General features: G+C 47.8%; 14 protein-coding genes. 3 read left to right on the forward strand and 11 right to left on the reverse strand.

The annotated features are described in order from the left end of the window. Positions 1 to 30: 30 nt before the first annotated feature. The 3 genes from ychF to polA form a co-directional block, all read right to left on the reverse strand. Positions 31 to 1134: a redox-regulated ATPase YchF gene (ychF, locus tag C510_RS0111490; RefSeq protein WP_018711490.1), complete on the reverse strand. Its 1104-nt coding sequence runs from the start codon at positions 1132 to 1134 to the stop codon at positions 31 to 33. Between the two features lie 546 nt (positions 1135 to 1680). Further along, positions 1681 to 2067, reverse strand: a complete 387-nt coding sequence (locus C510_RS0111500; protein WP_018711492.1) for a DUF3836 domain-containing protein — start codon at positions 2065 to 2067, stop codon at positions 1681 to 1683. Between the two features lie 153 nt (positions 2068 to 2220). Further along, entirely contained in the window at positions 2221 to 4992 is a 2772-nt protein-coding gene (gene polA / locus C510_RS0111505) for a DNA polymerase I (protein ID WP_018711493.1), read from the reverse strand. Positions 4993 to 5085: 93 nt separating this feature from the next. Between polA and C510_RS0111510 the strand changes: the two genes are divergently transcribed. Then, a complete protein-coding gene (locus tag C510_RS0111510; RefSeq protein WP_018711494.1) occupies positions 5086 to 6060 on the forward strand; it encodes a polyprenyl synthetase family protein in 975 nt (324 codons plus the stop codon). A 136-nt stretch (positions 6061 to 6196) separates the two neighbouring features. Here the strand turns inward: C510_RS0111510 and deoC are convergent, their stop codons facing one another. The 8 genes from deoC to C510_RS0111550 all read right to left on the reverse strand — a co-directional run bounded on the left by deoC (position 6197) and on the right by C510_RS0111550 (position 14476). Beyond that, positions 6197 to 7219, reverse strand: a complete 1023-nt coding sequence (gene deoC, locus C510_RS0111515; protein ID WP_018711495.1) for a deoxyribose-phosphate aldolase — start codon at positions 7217 to 7219, stop codon at positions 6197 to 6199. A gap of 5 nt (positions 7220 to 7224) precedes the next feature. After that, on the reverse strand, positions 7225 to 7545 hold the full coding sequence (locus tag C510_RS0111520) for a nucleotide pyrophosphohydrolase (RefSeq protein WP_018711496.1): 321 nt from the start codon (positions 7543 to 7545) through the stop codon (positions 7225 to 7227). 1 nt (position 7546) lies between these two features. Further along, positions 7547 to 7999, reverse strand: a complete 453-nt coding sequence (gene dtd, locus C510_RS0111525) for a D-aminoacyl-tRNA deacylase (RefSeq protein WP_018711497.1) — start codon at positions 7997 to 7999, stop codon at positions 7547 to 7549. 55 nt (positions 8000 to 8054) lie between these two features. After that, positions 8055 to 9875 (reverse strand): excinuclease ABC subunit UvrC, encoded by a 1821-nt coding sequence (gene uvrC, locus C510_RS0111530; RefSeq protein ID WP_018711498.1) that lies wholly within the window; start codon positions 9873 to 9875, stop codon positions 8055 to 8057. 142 nt (positions 9876 to 10017) lie between these two features. Further along, on the reverse strand, positions 10018 to 10542 hold the full coding sequence (locus C510_RS0111535; protein WP_018711499.1) for an adenine phosphoribosyltransferase: 525 nt from the start codon (positions 10540 to 10542) through the stop codon (positions 10018 to 10020). A 57-nt stretch (positions 10543 to 10599) separates the two neighbouring features. Next, positions 10600 to 12471, reverse strand: coding sequence for a tRNA uridine-5-carboxymethylaminomethyl(34) synthesis enzyme MnmG (mnmG, locus tag C510_RS0111540; protein WP_018711500.1), 1872 nt, complete (start codon positions 12469 to 12471; stop codon positions 10600 to 10602). Between the two features lie 318 nt (positions 12472 to 12789). Beyond that, positions 12790 to 13233 (reverse strand): rRNA maturation RNase YbeY, encoded by a 444-nt coding sequence (gene ybeY / locus C510_RS0111545; protein WP_018711501.1) that lies wholly within the window; start codon positions 13231 to 13233, stop codon positions 12790 to 12792. A 10-nt stretch (positions 13234 to 13243) separates the two neighbouring features. Next, entirely contained in the window at positions 13244 to 14476 is a 1233-nt protein-coding gene (locus C510_RS0111550; protein WP_018711502.1) for a nucleoside recognition domain-containing protein, read from the reverse strand. Positions 14477 to 14579: 103 nt separating this feature from the next. Here C510_RS0111550 and C510_RS0111555 point away from each other — a divergent pair, with 103 nt between their 5' ends. Both C510_RS0111555 and C510_RS0111560 read left to right on the forward strand, forming a co-directional pair. Further along, positions 14580 to 15641 carry a DUF3810 domain-containing protein gene (locus C510_RS0111555; protein WP_025892606.1) on the forward strand — a complete coding sequence of 354 codons (1062 nt, stop codon included), beginning with the start codon at positions 14580 to 14582 and terminating at the stop codon, positions 15639 to 15641. 612 nt (positions 15642 to 16253) lie between these two features. Next, a complete protein-coding gene (locus C510_RS0111560) occupies positions 16254 to 17384 on the forward strand; it encodes a hypothetical protein (protein WP_026320206.1) in 1131 nt (376 codons plus the stop codon). Positions 17385 to 17386 lie beyond the last annotated feature (2 nt).

Here is a 17386-nt window from a genome sequence, read left to right on the forward strand (position 1 = left end):
GTTCTCCGGAATATGCAGGATAAGCAGGGCTTATACGTTGAAGCGGAAGTGCATGATGTCTCCGTCTTCTACCACGTATTCCTTGCCTTCTACGTTCAGTTTACCGGCTTCGCGTACAGCGGCTTCGGAACCGTACTGGATGAAATCATCGTATTTGATGACTTCGGCACGGATGAATCCTTTTTCGAAATCGGTGTGAATAACACCGGCACACTGCGGAGCTTTCCAGCCTTTGTGGAAAGTCCAGGCACGTACTTCCATCTTGCCGGCAGTGAAGTAGGTTTCCAGGTTCAGCAGCTTATAGGCGGCACGAATCAGACGGCTTACACCTGATTCTTCCAGGCCGATTTCCTGCAGGAACATCTGACGGTCTTCGTACGTTTCCAGTTCGGCGATGTCGGCTTCGGTCTTGGCGGCTACAATCAGGATTTCGGCTCCTTCGTCCTTTACAGCCTCGCGTACCTGTTCTACGTACTTGTTACCGTTTACGGCGCTGGCTTCGTCTACGTTGCAGACGTACATGACTGGTTTGGAAGTCAGCAGGAACAGATCGTGTGCGATTTTCTGTTCGTCCTTGCTCTCGAACTGTACGGTACGGGCTGATTTACCCTGTTCCAAAGCCTCTTTGTATTTCACCAGGACTTCATAAGTCTGTTTGGCTACCTTGTCGCCACCGGTCTGAGCCTGTTTCTGCACTTTCTGGATGCGGCTTTCGATGGTTTCCAGGTCTTTCAGCTGAAGTTCTGTATCAATGATTTCCTTGTCGCGTACCGGATTCACATCACCGTCTACGTGTGTCACGTTTTCGTCGTCGAAGCAACGGAGTACGTGCAGGATAGCATCTGTTTCACGGATATTGGCCAGGAACTTGTTGCCCAGTCCTTCACCCTTGCTGGCACCTTTTACCAGACCGGCGATGTCTACGATTTCTACCGTAGTAGGTACGATGCGGTCCGGGTCAACCAGAGCTGCCAGTTTGTTCAGACGTTCATCGGGTACGGTAATGACACCCACATTCGGTTCGATGGTACAGAAGGGGAAGTTGGCTGCTTGAGCCTTAGCATTCGATAAGCAATTGAAAAGAGTCGATTTTCCGACGTTCGGCAAACCGACAATACCACATTGTAAAGCCATAATATATTGTTATTTCCTATTAAAATCGCTTTTATTCAGAAGATAAAGGTAGTTGCCAAAGCGAGAGGTAACAAGAACCTTCTTTTGAGGCATTTGGCTTCTGCCTTTTTATCGGGGCAAAGTTACTCATTTATCAGACATAATCAAAACATTGTCAGGATTACTCTTTCCCGCCGCCGGTCTTGGAGGAGGAACCGGTCCTGAAACTTGTTGGAACATGTATCGAGGAAATACTGGCAGGTTTGTAGTCTTTCTATCCTCAGTATGGAGGAGAGTTTCTTTCATTTTGTAACCTTTTTCTTCGGGTCTCTTAAAGAAAAGCGAAATCTTCGGGAATCAGAAGCAGGTTTCTGCGTAGGTTTTCTGTAGCGGATAAGGGGGAAAGTTATAAATTGTAAGCAAAATCCCTTGGTTGAGGCAGTGGAAGGAGAGAAGTCAGGTCGGATATGTGCCCGAGAAGGGAAAATAAAAAAGAGGCATCCCTCACGGGGTGCCTCTTGGAAAATAAAAGAGAGTTATTTATGATGCATCTATTATGTATGCTGTTTATTTATCCATGGTAACGGTCATCTCCGGAATCAGTACAAAGTCTTTCTTCTTGCTGTCCCATTTGTAGTATTCGGTTGTAACACTCTTATTATCATAAATATAACGGATGCACAAATCGTTTTCCCAGCGTTCCTTGCTGCTGTTCCATTTCTGAGACATGTTTTCAGTCATCTGCTGGTTGTCATTGTACTTGTAGTTATATTTCATGTAGTTGGTTAGTGTGGTTCCGTCCATCTTGTATACAGTTTCGGAAACTTTTACGCCGTTTACTTCTTCTGCATTATAGATAAGATTGTTGTCTAAAGTTGCTGCAGAAATTGTAACGTTAGTCATCCATGCGATTGCTGCTACCAATGTGATTTTAATCAAGTTGAAAGTTTTCATATCTGTGATATTTTAAGGTTTAAATTACATTTTGTTCTTTTTGACGATGCAAAGATACGTCAAACTTTTGTATGTTGGTTATCTTTTGGTGAAAAAAATGTGAATTAGTTTCAAAATGTCACAGAATAAAGACTCTTTAACAGTTCGGTCGGATTAATGTGCTTCCAGCCAATTTTGACCCCAACCGCAGTCAGCTCTCAAAGGAACTTTCATTTTGTAAGCACCCTCCATTTCGCTGATAACGATTTGTTGTACTTTTTCTTTTTCTTCGGGCAGTACGCTGAAGTTTAGTTCGTCGTGTACCTGGAGAATCATCTTCGAACGGATACCTTCTTCCATGAAGCGTTTGTAGATGCGGACCATGGCTACTTTGATAATGTCGGCTGCACTTCCTTGAATCGGTGCGTTGATGGCATTCCGTTCGGCATATCCTCTGACGACCGCATTCCGTGAGTTGATATCCGGAAGGTAACGTTTCCGGTTGAAGATAGTCTCGATGTAGCCTTTCTCGCGGGCTACCTGGATACTTTCGTCCATGTACCGTTTCACGTCCGGATAATTGCTGAAGTATCCGTCTATGAGTTCCTTCGCTTCTTTACGGTCTACGTTCAGCCGTTCGGCCAGTCCGAAGACAGAGATACCGTAGATGATACCGAAGTTGGCAGTCTTGGCCTTGCTGCGTTGTTCGCGGGTTACTTCCGACAGTTCTTCCTTATATATTTTAGCAGCGGTAGCCGCATGGATATCCTGCTCTTTCTGGAAAGCTTCAATCATGTGCGGGTCTCCGCTCAGATGAGCCATGATACGAAGTTCTATCTGCGAATAGTCGACCGAGAAGAACTCGCATCCGTCATCCGGGATGAAGGCCTTTCGGATTTCTTTTCCGTCCTCGTTGCGGATGGGGATGTTCTGCAGGTTCGGGTTGCTGGAACTGAGGCGTCCGGTAGCCGTGACGGTCTGGTTGAATGAAGTATGGATGTGTCCGGTGGCCGGATTAATCAGTTGGGGGAGGGCATCGATGTAAGTACCCAGTAACTTCTTCAGTCCTCGGTGCTCCAGAATCTTTCCGACGATTTCATGTTTGCCTTTCAGGCTTTCCAATACTTCTTCCGAAGTGATGTATTGTCCGGTTTTGGTCTTTTTCGGTTTTTCTACAATTTTCAACCGGTCGAACAGGACTTCGCCTACCTGTTTGGGTGAGGCGATGTTGAATTCCACACCCGCCAGCTGATGGACTTCCGTTTCAATCTGCTGCATCCGGGCTGTGAAATGTCTGGAGCTTTCTTTCAGCGCTTCGGTATCGATGCGGACACCGTTCCGTTCCATGTAGGCGAGCACGGGTACCAGTGGCATTTCAATCTGTTCGAAGAGTTCGGTCACCCCGCTTTCCTGCATTTCCTTTTCCAGCAGAGCCTTTAGCTTGAGGGTGACATCGGCATCCTCGCAGGCATACTTGTAGACTTCGGTAGGAGAGAGGTCGCGCATGTTCTTCTGACCTTTTCCTTTCGGACCGATCAGCTCGTCGATGTGGATGGTCTGGTACTTCAGGTAGATTTCCGCCAGGTAGTCCATGTTGTGCCGTAATTCGGGTTGGAGTACATAGTGGGCAATCATGGTATCAAACAACTTTCCTTTTATCTGCACTCCGTAATTGGACAGTACCAGCATATCGTATTTGATGTTCTGACCTACTTTGACCGCATGCTCATTTTCGAAGACTGGTTTGAGGAGATTTACTATTTTTTGCGTTTCTTCACGGTCTTTAGGAACTGGAATGTAAACGGCCTGATTTTCGGCATAGCTGAAGCTCATGCCCACCAGTTCTGCGGTGATTGGGTCGGTTCCGGTGGTCTCTGTATCTAGACTGAAAATTTCCTTTGTAAGGATGTTTTGAATAAATTCGGCTATTTTCTCTTCATTATCAAGTAATTGATAGTCGTATTTCAAGTCTTCAAGCCTTGTGAGATTTGAATTTTTGGTTTCTTCTGTGGGACCGTCCGTAAAAAATCCAAAGAGATCGCCTTGCATGGCGGGACCTTTGGCTTCCGGTTTCTTCTCGGTTTTGAAAACCCTTTCCAAGAGGGTACGGAACTCCAGTTCTTCGAAAATTTTACGGAGTTCACTCTCATTGGGGCTTTCCCGCTTCAGTGCGTCCAAATCCAGTTCGATGGGAACATCGGTCTTGATAGTGGCCAAAAATTTGGAGAAGCAGATTTGTTCGCGGTTGGTCTCAACCTTTGTACGGATGGCTCCCTTCAACTGGTCGGTATGTTCCAGCAGGTTCTCGATGCTGCCGAATTCGGCAATCAGTTTCTGAGCTGTTTTTTCTCCTACTCCCGGGCACCCCGGAATGTTATCGGCCGAGTCGCCCATCAGTCCCAGCATATCGATGACCTGCAAGGGGGATGCAATCGAGAACTTGGCTTTCACTTCTTCTACACCCATAACTTCGAATTCTTTGTCACCGTATTTGGGACGGTACATGAATACACAGTCGGAAACCAGCTGGCCATAGTCTTTGTCCGGTGTCATCATATAGGTAGGTATCTGTTTCTTTCCGGCCAGGGTAGCCAGTGTACCGATGACATCGTCTGCTTCGTAACCCGGTACTTCCAGAATCGGAATATTGTAGGCGCGGATGATGTCCTTGATGATAGGTACAGACAACCGGATGACTTCCGGTGTCTCTTCCCGCTGGGCTTTGTATTGTTCGTAGGCCTCGTGGCGGAAGGTCGGTCCGGCGGGGTCGAAGGCGATGCCGATATGCGTGGGATTTTCTTTCTTCAACACTTCTTCCAGGGTATTGACGAATCCCAGGATGGCAGATGTGTTGAAACCTTTCGAATTGATGCGGGGATTCTTGATAAGGGCGTAGTAGGCACGATAAATCAATGCATACGCATCCAGTAGAAATAATTTCTGCATTCGTGTAAAAATATTAAGTTTTTTCATGTAAATATACAAAAAAATGTCGTATTCGCTCTTTTATTATTACTTTTGTGCAGCAAATATATGTAGATGGATAAAATAGAATTAATCACTCGGCCTATAGAAAAGGAACTGGAAGCTTTCAGACAGCTTTTCGATTCTTCCTTACAGAGCTCCGATCCGTTGCTGAATGAGGTACTCGCTTATATCAAGAAGCGGAACGGAAAGATGATGCGTCCCATTCTGGTGATGCTCATGGCAAAGCTGTACGGTGTCTTGAATGATGCCACACTACATGCTGCACTTTCACTTGAATTGCTGCATACAGCGAGTCTGGTTCACGATGATGTGGTAGATGAGAGTGATAAACGTAGAGGACAGTCGTCGGTAAATGCGGTATATAATAACAAGGTTTCGGTCTTGGTAGGCGACTATATGCTGGCTACGAGTCTGAGGCATGCGGCTTATACCGGTATGATAGAATTGGTAGACCTGGTAGCCCGTTTGGGACAGGAGTTGGCCGAAGGGGAGATTATCCAGTTGGCCAATACATCGAACCAGGAGTTCTCCGAGGAAGTTTATTTCAATGTCATCCGTAAGAAGACCGCCGCGTTGTTTACGGCCAGTGCGGAAAGTGGGGCTATCTCCGTACATGCATCCGAGGAGGCGGTACGTCAGGCTGCTCTTTTCGGCGAGATGATTGGTATCGCTTTCCAGATAAAAGACGATATCTTCGATTATTTCGAGAATGCGGAATTGGGTAAACCTACCGGTAATGATATGGTAGAAGGCAAGCTGACCTTGCCGGCCTTGTATGTCATCAATAAACTTGGAACGGAGGAAATCCGTGAACTGGGACTACGGATTCGCAAATTGGAAGCTTCGAAAGAAGAGATAGCCTTGTTTGTAGAATTGATTAAACGCGAGGGCGGGATTGACTATGCGGAACGAGTCATGTACGATTACCGCGAGCGGGCTTTGGCTTTGCTTCCTGCCTCTACCGAGGAGCAATACCGTACGGCACTGACGACTTACATCAATTACGTCATTGAGCGGAACAAGTAAATTTTTCGTGCTTTCTAGCGCAATCAGATAATTTGAAAGGCTGCTTTCCCGGTAAGGGGAGGCAGCCTTTCAAACTTTTCATATCCCTTGTCTTTCCCGGATTCTGGGTGGAACGGGGGAGAGACTGGTACGGTTATCAGAAGAACTTGGTTTCGCTTCCTACGATTTCAGAAAGCAGGAGGTTGGCCAGACGGCTTGTCCCCAAACGGAACAGTTCGTTGTTCAGCCATTCTTTGCCTAACACTTCTTTTACGATGGTATAATAGACCAGTGCATCCTTGACGGTATTGATACCCCCGGCCGGCTTGAATCCTACTTTCCGCCCGGTTTCCAGGAAGTATTCCTTGATGGCCTTACACATGACGAAGGCAGCCTCCGGTGTAGCGGAAACCCGTTCTTTTCCGGTGGAAGTCTTGATGAAATCTGCTCCGGAATACATGGATAGGATAGAGGCCTTCTTGATGTTGGAAGCGCTGCCCAGTGCTCCAGTTTCCAAGATTACTTTCAGGTGCTTTTCACCACATACTTCCTTTAACTCTTCAATTTCATCGCACATGCCTTCGTAGTCATTGCTGAGGAATTTTCCTACCGGAATGACAATATCAATCTCGTCTGCGCCTGTATGGAGAGCCATGGCTGTTTCGGCTACTTTCACCTCGGTGAAAGTCTGTGAGGAAGGGAATCCGCCCGATACACAGGCTATCTTTACGTCGTCTGCCTCTAAAGTGTCATTCACAATTTCTGCCATATTCGGATAGACACAGATGGCTGCCACGTTCTTCAGGTCGGGGTATGCATCGACAAAATCATTCACCCGTTCGGTGAACTTCATGACACTTTCTTCGCTATCGGTGCATTTCAAGGTTGTCAGATCAATGCAATTGAAAAGGAATTTCTTTACCTCGGCCGTGTTGTTTTCATCCAGATGTTTTTCCAGCAACTGAGCGGTTTGTTTGGCTACTTCTGCATCGTTTAATTCGGTATTGTACTTGCCCAAAGCTATGTCATATTTACTGGGCTGGTGCAGGTGTTCTTTATCTTCGTATTCGAAGTTGTCTGTTTCGTCCAAAGTTTCGTCAATACTCGGGTTTTCATACGCTTCCTGCTGTTGTTCCGCTTCGTTACCGTACAGGTATTCGTCGTCTGAAAGATGTTTCATATACGTTATAATTTGGGGTTGTTCTTATGTCTGTCTTTATCTCTCGAGGTTTTTTTCTCCAGGTTCTTCCGGAAGGCTTCGGTCAGGTCTACACCGGTCTGGTTGGCCAGGCAGATCAGTACCCAAAGTACATCGGCCATTTCGTCGGCCAGGTCGTGCTTTTCGCCTTCTTTGAAGGATTGGTCGCCGTAAGTGCGTGCCATGATGCGGGCAAGTTCACCGACTTCTTCGGTTAATACGGCCATGTTCGTCAGTTCGCTGAAGTAGCGGACTCCGTAGGTCTTTATCCAGTTGTCTACGGTCTTTTGAGCTTCTTCCAGTGTCATATCATTCCTTGTTTTTTGAGTCTATACAGATGGTCACCGGTCCGTTGTTCAAGAGCTCCACCTTCATGTCTGCCCCGAATTCTCCTGTTCCTACCTGCTTGCCTAGAGCGATGCTCAGTTCGTTGCAGAAGTATTCATAAAGCGGGATGGCTGTTTCGTGGCGGGCTGCCCGGATGTATGACGGGCGGTTCCCTTTCTTGGTCGAAGCCATTAAGGTGAATTGACTGATGACTAAGATTTCTCCTCCTACATCCAGGATGGAGCGGTTCATGACTCCCTGTTCGTCGTCGAATACACGGAGTCCGATTACTTTCTTACAGAGCCAGTCGGCGTCTTCCTGCGTATCGGCTTCTTCGATTCCGACCAGAATCAGGAAGCCTGCCTGGATGGCTGATTTGCATACACCGTCGATGGTGACGGATGCATGGCTTACACGTTGGATAACTATTCTCATGATGATTTGGTTCGTTCTGTTTCTACAAAAGTACGAAATATCTTGGTTCGCCGTTTCATTGCAGCGATTCTTTGATGCTTTTAGCGGCAGCTTCACCCACAACGGCGGCTATTTCTTCCAGGCTCGCCTGTTTGATACGGGCAACACTCTTGAAGGTTTTGAGCAGGGCTGTTTTCCGCTTTTCTCCTATACCTTTGATGTGGTCGAGGGCGGAAGCTACCTGACTCTTGCTCCGTTTGTCCCGATGGAACGTAATGGCAAAACGGTGCACTTCATCCTGTATATTTTCCAGCAGGTGGAACAGGGGAGTCCCTTGCTTGATACCGAGTACTACAGGGGGGAATCCGTAAAGTACCTCCGAAGTCTTATGACGGTTGTTCTTGGCCAATCCCACAATCGGAATATTCAGGTGCAACTCGTCTTCGATGACTTGTCGGACAACTTCCATCTGTCCTTTTCCTCCATCGGTCAGAATCAGGTCGGGCAGTTCTCCCTGTTCTTCGAGTATGCGGTTGTACCGGCGGCGAACTACTTCCTGCATGGACGCATAATCGTCCGGTCCTTCTACCGTCTTGATGATGTATTTCCGATAATCCTTTTTGCTGGGCTTTGCCTTTTTGAACACGACGCAAGCGGCCACCGCATCGGACCCTTGTATGTTCGAGTTATCGAAACATTCGATGTGGACTGGTAGGCGGTCGATGTGTAACTGCTCTTGGATTTCCTTCATCAGGCGGACACTCCGTTGTTCCGGATTCAGCTTTTCCGCCTGTTTCAACCGGTCTACCTTGTACTGTTTGACGTTCATGATGGATAGCTCAAGCAGGTGTTTCTTGTCTCCCCGTTGGGGAATGGTAAAGGTAACATCTTTCATCTCCATATCCAGTTCGAAGGGGATGATAATTTCTTTCGAGGTACTTTGATAGCGTTCCCTCATCTCTGCAATTCCCAATTGCAGGAGCTCTTCTTTGGATTCGTTCATACGGATTTTATATTCGAAGGTGAAAGCTTGATTGATGCTTCCGTTTGTGATATGAAGGTAATTGATGTATGCCGAATGTTCATCTGTCTCGATGGCGAAAACGTCGATGTTGTGGAGCACGGAACTTACGATTTCACTCTTGGAACGGTAGTTCTCTATTAACTCATATTTCTCTTTCAACTTCTGTGCTTCTTCGAATTTCAACTCTCCGGCCAAAGACATCATCTCTTTCTTCAAAGCCTGACTGATGCTTTGCGTATTTCCCTTCAGAATCTCTTTAATCTGGGCGATGTCCTTCATGTATGCTTCGTGAGACTGGAGTCCGATGCAGGGAGCCTTGCAGTTCTTGATGTGGTATTCCAGGCAGACCTTAAACTTGTTTGCCTGAATATTCTCGGGAGTCAATGCCAGTGTACAGGTACGGATGGCATAGAGCTTTTTGATCAGTTCCAGTACGGCCACCATGGATGGTATGTGGCTGTAGGGACCGAAGTAGGTAGACCCGTTGCGGATAATCTTCCGCGTCTTGAAGACACGCGGGAAATACTCGTTGCTTATGCAGATGGAAGGGTAGGTCTTGTCATCTTTCAGCAAGACATTGTAGCGAGGCTTGTATTTCTTGATGAGGTTGTTCTCCAACAGCAGCGCGTCTTCTTCTGTATTTACGACGATGTATCGGATGTCTGCAATCTTGCTTACCAGAATCCGTGTCTTGGCGGACTGGTGTTCTTTCGAAAAATAGGAGTAGACACGCCGCTTCAGATTCTTTGCTTTTCCCACGTAGATAATGGTCCCCTCCTGATTCAGGTATTGGTAGATTCCCGGACTTTCGGGCAGGTTCAGGACAATTCCTCGTAAGTATTCATTCGTTCCCAGTTCTTCCTTTTTCTCCATATCGCTAGGCTTTGTTCGTTGGCAGGGTGGTAAAAGAAACAGGTTACATGTCGCTCATTCGTGGATGTGCCTGTTGCACTCTAGCTGGCATGTAACCTGTGCTGATTCGTTAACGCTCCGGTAGGTTCCGAAGCCTTGTATCTTACAGTTTCAAGAATGTAGTGATGTCTACATCGGCTGGGAATGCTTTCCGTCCGTTTAGCTTTTCCAGCTCGATAACGAAGTTGACGTAAGCTTTCTTGGCTCCGGCTTTATTGACCAATCGGAGGGTAGCGGCCATCGTACCTCCGGTTGCCAGCAAATCGTCGTGTAGCAGAACCACGTCGTTTTCGTTGATGGCATCCTTATGAATCTGAATGGTGTCTGTTCCGTACTCCTTGGCGTAGGTCTCTTCCAGAACTTCTGCCGGAAGCTTACCCGGTTTGCGGGCCATGATGAAACCGGCTCCCAGGCGGGCAGCCAATGCGCCTCCCAAGATGAACCCTCTGGACTCGATACCTACTACCTTGGTGATGCCTTTGTCCTTGTATAGCTCATACAGACTGTCTATCATTTCCTGTAGACAGGCTGGATTTTTGAAGAGGGTAGTTACATCGTAGAACAGAATTCCAGGGATTGGAAAATCGGGTATTTCTCTCAAGTTTTTCTTTAATGTTTCCTTATTCATATTCAGTTTTTTATAAGTTTTCCTTAAACTAGTTGTTTCACGTGAAACACTCGCGGGTTAACGTCCCAGTAGTACCAGTAGTACGTTGATGTCGCTCGGCGAGATACCGGGAATGCGGCTGGCCTGGGCTAAGGTTTCGGGGTCAATCTTGATGAGCTTCTGTCGGGCTTCGGTAGAGAGTGACTGAAGGCTCATGTAGTCGAACTTGCCTTTGATGCGGATAGACTCCAACCGGTGAATCTTGTCGGCTATCATCCGTTCGCGGTCGATGTAGCCTTTGTACTTGATGAGTACTTCGGCTGCCTCGATGATTTCGTCCTTGCGGACTTCTATCTGTTCGAGGAGGTGTTGGAATGCCGGCACGTGCGGAGCGATGTTCTCGATGGTAATCTGCGGACGGCTGATGAGTTCAATCAGCTTGCATCCGTGGGTGAGTCGGGCAGTACCCAGACTTTCCAGGGCATCGTTTATCTTATCGGCCTTGATGGAATAAGTCTTCGCAAATTCGACGATACGGTTTATCTCTTCCCGTTTCCGGCAGAGCCAATCGTAGCGGTTTTGCTTTACCAGACCGAGCTGATAGGCGCGTTCGGTCAGACGCATGTCGGCATCATCCTGACGGAGCAGAATCCGGTATTCGGCACGGGAGGTGAACATGCGGTAAGGTTCGTCCACACCTTTCGTTACAAGGTCATCAATCAGGACACCGATGTAGGCTTCGTCTCTTCCCAGTACGAAAGGTTCTCCGCCGTGGCAATTGATGTGGGCATTGATACCGGCAATGATACCCTGGCCACCGGCTTCCTCGTAACCGGTCGTACCGTTCACCTGTCCGGCAAAGAACAGGTTCTTCACTACCTTCGATTCGAGGGTGTGCTTCAGTTGGGTCGGATCGAAGTAATCGTATTCGATGGCATATCCCGGACGATAGATGACCAGATCGCGGAAGCAAGGAATCTTCTTCAGGGCCTCAATCTGGATGTCCATCGGGAGGGAGGACGAGAATCCGTTCAGGTAAAGTTCCCGGGTCGTTTCGCCTTCCGGTTCGAGGAAGAGCTGGTGCTGGGGCTTGTCGGGGAAGGTAACGATTTTGGTTTCGATGCTCGGGCAGTAACGGGGACCGATGCTCTGGATTTGTCCGTTGAAAAGGGGAGAATCCGCCAGTCCGCTCCGAAGAACTTCGTGGACTTCTTCGTTGGTAAAGCAGGTCCAGCACTGGAGCTGTTTCAATTGGCGCGGTTCGCTGATGAAGGAAAAACGGTGGAAATCGTTTTCTCCGTCCTGTGTCTCCATCAGATCGAAATGTACGCTCCGGGCATCGATGCGCACCGGGGTTCCGGTCTTCATCCGGCCAGCGGTGATTCCGTGGCGGGTGATGGATTCGGTCAGGTGATAGGAGGCGGGTTCCGCACAGCGTCCTCCGGCCAGCATCTTGTGCCCGATATGCATCAGACCGTTCAGGAATGTTCCTGCGGTAAGGACGATACATTTGGCGCGGAAGGTGACTCCCCAACAGGTGATGAGTCCCGTTACTTCTCCGTTCTCGATAATCAGTTCTTCTACGGTGTCCTGCCAGATATGGAGGTTCGGGATATTCTCTAAGATTTCACGCCAGGCCCAGATGAATTTGCCACGGTCGCATTGGGCACGCGGACTCCACATGGCCGGACCTTTCGAACGGTTCAGCATGCGGAACTGGATGGCGGTCCGGTCGGTTACCAGACCCATGTATCCGCCCAAGGCATCAATTTCTCTTACGATTTGTCCTTTGGCGATACCACCGACTGCCGGGTTACAGCTCATCTGGGCAATCTTGTTCATGTCCATGGTGATGAGACAAGTCTTTGAACCCAGGTTGGCAGCCGCGGCGGCAGCTTCGCAACCTGCATGACCGGCACCGATTACAATTACGTCGTACTTGAATTCCATTGATTAGTTTGTTTTACGCTGATTCGTCAAGTTGTCTGCTCGCCGGGTTGGAACCGGTTGACAGGAGGCGGCGTACCGCTTCGTGTCGGACAACTGGCAACGACTGTTGATTCGTATTTATCTCGTCTGCAAAAATACGAAAAATTCATGGCTTCTTAGAGCCGCTTTGGCAAAAAGTACTTAAAGGGTAGCAAAGGAAAAAACAAACCAGGCACAGACAGTTCCATAAGGGCTATGCTTGGTAAAACCTTATCCTTGTTGGTTGTCTGTGCCTGGTAGAGGACGAGGGTTGAATTCCGTTTCCTGAAGTCTGATGACTTAGTCTGTCGGGGCGGTTCCGGCTCTCATTTGAGTCAGCAGGTCGAGTGCTTTGTTCTCGGCTGCTTCCATGATTTCACGTTCACCCGGTCCTTTGTCGTTGATGCCGCAAAGGTGCAGGATGCCGTGGATGATGACCCGGTGGAGTTCGGTTTCGTAAGGAGCCTGGAACTGTTCGGCATTGGTACGTATCGTGTCCAGACTGATGAACAGGTCGCCCGCAATGCGGTTTCCCTGACAGTAGTCGAACGTGATGATGTCGGTGTAATAATCGTGTTGCAGATACTGGCGGTTTACTTCTAGAATCTTTTCGTCAGAGCAGAAGATGTAGGCAATTTCGCCCACTCGTTTGTCGTATGTCCCGGCTACGGCTTTTACCCAAGCCGTAATTTCACTTTGCTGGATAGGGGGCATTTCAACTCCTTCGGTGTAGTAACTAATCATAGCGGTATGTTTAATTAAAGAATAGATAACAGATGAAAATGGCTGCCAGAATTCCGGCTAAATCGGACAGGAGTCCGCAAGGAACGGCATGGCGGGTTTTGGTGATTCCCACACTGCCGAAATAGACGGCCAGTATATAGAATGTAGTATCGGTGGAGCCTTGGATAATGCAGGCCAACCGTCCGACGAATGAATCTGCTCCATACGTGCTCATGGCATCTACCATCAGTCCACGGGCTCCGCTTCCGCTCAGGGGTTTCATCAGTGCGGTAGGAAGGGCGCCTACGAACTGGTTGTCGATTCCGCACCAGTCGATAAGGGACGAGATTCCCTGAATCAGAAAATCCATACTGCCGGAAGCGCGGAAAACGCCGATGGATACCAAAATGGCAACCAGGTACGGAATGATGCGGACGGCGGTCTGAAACCCTTCTTTCGCTCCGTCGACGAAGGCGTTGTAGACATTGATTTTTTTCCGTACACCCGCCAGGATAAATCCGATGATGATGACGAACAGGAAGACATTGGCAAAGGTGGTAGAGTAGGCGTCTATCTGTGCCCGGCCCAAGGTAGTGAAGAAATAGATGATACCGCCGATAAGCAGGCTGGTTCCTCCCAGGAACAGCAGGATGGTCCGGTTGAGCAGATTGATGCGTTGGTAGAGGCTGACCGTGATGATACCGGCCAGGGTCGAAAAGAAAGTCGCCAGCAGAATCGGGACAAAGACGTCGGTCGGTTGTGCCGCTCCCAACTGCGCCCGGTACACCATGATGCTGATAGGAATCAGCGTAAGGCTGGAGGTATTCAATACAAGGAACATGATCATCGGATTGCTTGCCGTGTCTTTCCGTGGATTCAGTTCCTGCAGACCCTCCATGGCTTTCAGTCCAAGTGGAGTCGCGGCGTTGTCCAGCCCCAGCATGTTGGCGGCAAGATTCATGAAGATGCTGCCGGTGACAGGATGTCCTTTGGGGATATCCGGGAAGAGCTTGCTGAAGAGCGGGCCCAATATCCGTGAGAACAGGTTGATGACTCCTCCCTGTTCGCCGATTTTCATGATGCCGAGCCAGAGTGACAAGATACCTGTCAATCCCAACGAAATGTCGAAAGCGGTCTTAGACGAGTCGAACGTCGAATTGATGATGGCAGGAAAAACTTCCAGGTCTCCCCAAAATACCAGACGGACCAGGGCGACCACGAAAGCAATGACGAAGAAGGCAATCCAGATATAGTTCAGAACCATGTGTGAATCGTTTTAAAAGTGTGACAAATTGTTTCTTTCGCAAAAGTATAGATTTTCCGGTTTGGTTGAAGCATGTTCGGTAAAAACCTCTACCTTTGCGCGTATGAAAAGAACTACTTTCCGTAAAATCCGATGGACATTGCTGGCCGTTTGCTTGTTGTATGTGTTGGGTTGCCGGTGGATTCCCGGCTGGGGCGAAGGCTATGCCACTTGTCTTTATCCGACACTTGCTGCTGGCCTGTCTGCTGTCGCCAGTCTTTTCCCTTTTTCGTTGGAAGAGATTTGGGTGGTTACGGTAGTTCTTTGGTTGTTGGGTTATCCCTTATATGCCCACATCCGGAAGCGGGAGAAAGGCCGGACAATTATCCGTCGGGAAATCGAGGTGTTGTTGGCAGTGTATGGCTGGTTCTATCTTGGTTGGGGCAATAACTATTATCGGCAGGATTTCTTCCGGCGCTCCCAGACCGAAAGAGTGGCATACGATGAACAGCAGTTCCGGGATTTTCTGACGATGTATGCAGATAGCCTCAATGCTTCTTACCTTCCTTCGGTACACTTTTCGGCCGATTCACTGGAGCATGAAATGAAAGCATTGTATGCACAGGTTCCGTCTCGTTTCGGATTGAGTAATCCCCGCGATTGGCAACATCCCAAACGGGTCTTGTTTAATTCCCTTTATTCCGGTGTCGGAGTATTGGGGTACATGGGGCCTTTTTTCGCCGAATCGCAACTGAATGCTGAATTGCTTCCGGTGCAGTATCCGTTTACCTATATTCATGAATACGCCCATCTGTTGGGAGTAAGCAATGAAGCGGAAGCAAATTTCTGGGCTTATCAGCTATGCATCCGTTCCGCATCGCCTGCTGTGCGCTATTCCGGATATTTCGGCCTGTTGCCTTACGTAGCAGTGAATGCCGCTTCTGTTTTGTCGGAATCCGATTATCGAGATTTTCTGGCAACCATCCGTCCCGAGGTTCTCGGTCAGTGGGAAGAGAAAAGCAAGTATTGGGGAGAGCGGTACAGTCCGTTGGTGGGAGCTGTTCAACGAAAAATGTATGACTGGTTCCTGAAAGGGAATAAAATTTCAGAAGGGCACAAGAACTACGCACAAGTCGTAGAAATGGTTTTGGCCTTACCGTCCGACTGGTGGAAAGTGAAACGCTGAGAATCTAAAAACCGTGGCCAGCGGATGGAGAATTTCTCTCCATTGGATTCTGAAAGCACTTGGATGCGCTCGGAAGTTTTGTATTCGTAGGCTGATTGCTTTCTTTAAGTTTTTAGATATGTATATTGTGTGTCTTTCTGTTTTGTTTTCCGCTGCGTTTCGAATAAAATGACATTCTGATTGCGCTAATCTTGACCTTTGAAATAGCATTGAAATGTTAATTTCTGTTGATTCCCCCTAACAACTATCGGAATAACCCTTACGGTGTTCCAAACAAACGTTTGTTTTCATTCAAACGAACGTTCGTTTGAATACCTGCGTGAGTTTGTTTTAGGTAAAACAAACGTTTGTTTTTTATGGGCTAATCAGTCGCTGTTTTTTACACCTTATTATATATGTCGGTGTAGGTTTAGGGGATATGTTTCTTGGGTGTTCATTAGAGAAGGGAGAGAATGGACAGACTTCTCGGCTACTTCTTCTGATTTTGTGCGTCTTAGTCGAAGTGCTATTGGGGCAATAATCAGCAGGTTGGAAATGAAATTCGGGAAAAAGGCAGGACTCTTCACAGAAAAAGTGTATCTTTACCGCTTGAAATCTCATGTTTATAGAACAATGGCCATTAGAATTAAAAAGGTTAGCGACAAAAAAGAACTGAAAACCTTTATCCGCTTTAATTACGAGTTATATAAAGACAATGCTTATTCGGTACCCGATTTGTACGATGACATGCTGAATACCTTCAGCCCTCAGAAGAATGCTGCCTTCGAGTTCTGCGAAGCAGATTATTTTCTGGCATACAAAGATAATAAGGTAGTGGGCCGTGTGGCAGCCATCATCAACAGACGTGCCAATGAAACCTGGAACAAGAAGGAGGTCCGTTTCGGATGGATTGATTTCATCGATGATTTGGAAGTATCGAAGGCTTTGCTGGATACTGTGGAAAAATGGGGAAAGGAACGGGGCATGGAAGCCATGGTGGGTCCGTTGGGTTTTACCGATATGGATGCCGAAGGTATGCTGGTGGAGGGATTCGACCAGTTGGGAACAATGGCGACTATCTACAACTACCCGTATTATCCGGAACACATGCAGCGCCTGGGATTGGAAAAAGAAGCCGATTGGGTGGAATTCAAACTGACTGTACCCGATAAGCTCCCGGAGAAGTTTGTGCGTATCTCCGAGATTATTCTACAGAAATATAAATTGAAAATCAAAAAGCTGAACCGCAAGGAGCTGAAAGAAAAGAATTACGGCCAGCGTATTTTCGACTTGATCAATGAAGCATACGCGCCGTTATACGGATATTCGCAGATGACTCAGCGTCAGATAGACCAGTACATCAAGATGTATCTGCCTTTGATTGACCTGCGGATGGTGTCATTGGTGGAGGACGAAGCCGGCGAACTGGTGGCAGTCGGTATTTCCATGCCGTCCTTGTCAGAAGCTCTTCAGAAAGCGAAGGGTAAGATGTTTCCTTTCGGTTGGTATCACTTGGTAAAAGCGCTGTTCATCAAGAAGCCGAAGGTGCTCGACCTGTTGCTGGTAGGTGTGAAGCCTGAATATCAGAGCAAGGGTGTCAATGCACTGTTGTTCTATGATTTGGTTCCGGTCTATCAGCAGATGGGATTCGAGTATGGAGAGAGCAATCCGGAACTGGAATTGAACAAGAAAGTCCAGGCTCAGTGGTCTGCTTTTGAATCGGTTCTGCATAAACGTCGCCGTGCATTCAAGAAGGTATTTTAAAA

Origin of the sequence: Phocaeicola barnesiae DSM 18169 = JCM 13652, from assembly GCF_000374585.1 — a bacterium.
GTDB lineage: Bacteria > Bacteroidota > Bacteroidia > Bacteroidales > Bacteroidaceae > Phocaeicola > Phocaeicola barnesiae.

Bases quoted from the DNA above. Each gene is read 5' to 3' on its own strand.
- mnmG (WP_018711500.1), bottom strand. From the start codon at position 12,471: ATGGAATTCAAGTACGACGTAATTGTAATCGGTGCCGGTCATGCAGGT.
- C510_RS0111510 (WP_018711494.1), top strand. From the start codon at position 5,086: ATGGATAAAATAGAATTAATCACTCGGCCTATAGAAAAGGAACTGGAA.
- C510_RS0111520 (WP_018711496.1), bottom strand. From the start codon at position 7,545: ATGACACTGGAAGAAGCTCAAAAGACCGTAGACAACTGGATAAAGACC.
- uvrC (WP_018711498.1), bottom strand. From the start codon at position 9,875: ATGGAGAAAAAGGAAGAACTGGGAACGAATGAATACTTACGAGGAATT.
- C510_RS0111500 (WP_018711492.1), bottom strand. From the start codon at position 2,067: ATGAAAACTTTCAACTTGATTAAAATCACATTGGTAGCAGCAATCGCA.
- C510_RS0111535 (WP_018711499.1), bottom strand. From the start codon at position 10,542: ATGAATAAGGAAACATTAAAGAAAAACTTGAGAGAAATACCCGATTTT.
- deoC (WP_018711495.1), bottom strand. From the start codon at position 7,219: ATGAAACATCTTTCAGACGACGAATACCTGTACGGTAACGAAGCGGAA.
- ybeY (WP_018711501.1), bottom strand. From the start codon at position 13,233: ATGATTAGTTACTACACCGAAGGAGTTGAAATGCCCCCTATCCAGCAA.
- C510_RS0111555 (WP_025892606.1), top strand. From the start codon at position 14,580: ATGAAAAGAACTACTTTCCGTAAAATCCGATGGACATTGCTGGCCGTT.
- ychF (WP_018711490.1), bottom strand. From the start codon at position 1,134: ATGGCTTTACAATGTGGTATTGTCGGTTTGCCGAACGTCGGAAAATCG.
- C510_RS0111560 (WP_026320206.1), top strand. From the start codon at position 16,254: ATGGCCATTAGAATTAAAAAGGTTAGCGACAAAAAAGAACTGAAAACC.
- C510_RS0111550 (WP_018711502.1), bottom strand. From the start codon at position 14,476: ATGGTTCTGAACTATATCTGGATTGCCTTCTTCGTCATTGCTTTCGTG.
- polA (WP_018711493.1), bottom strand. From the start codon at position 4,992: ATGCAGAAATTATTTCTACTGGATGCGTATGCATTGATTTATCGTGCC.
- dtd (WP_018711497.1), bottom strand. From the start codon at position 7,999: ATGAGAATAGTTATCCAACGTGTAAGCCATGCATCCGTCACCATCGAC.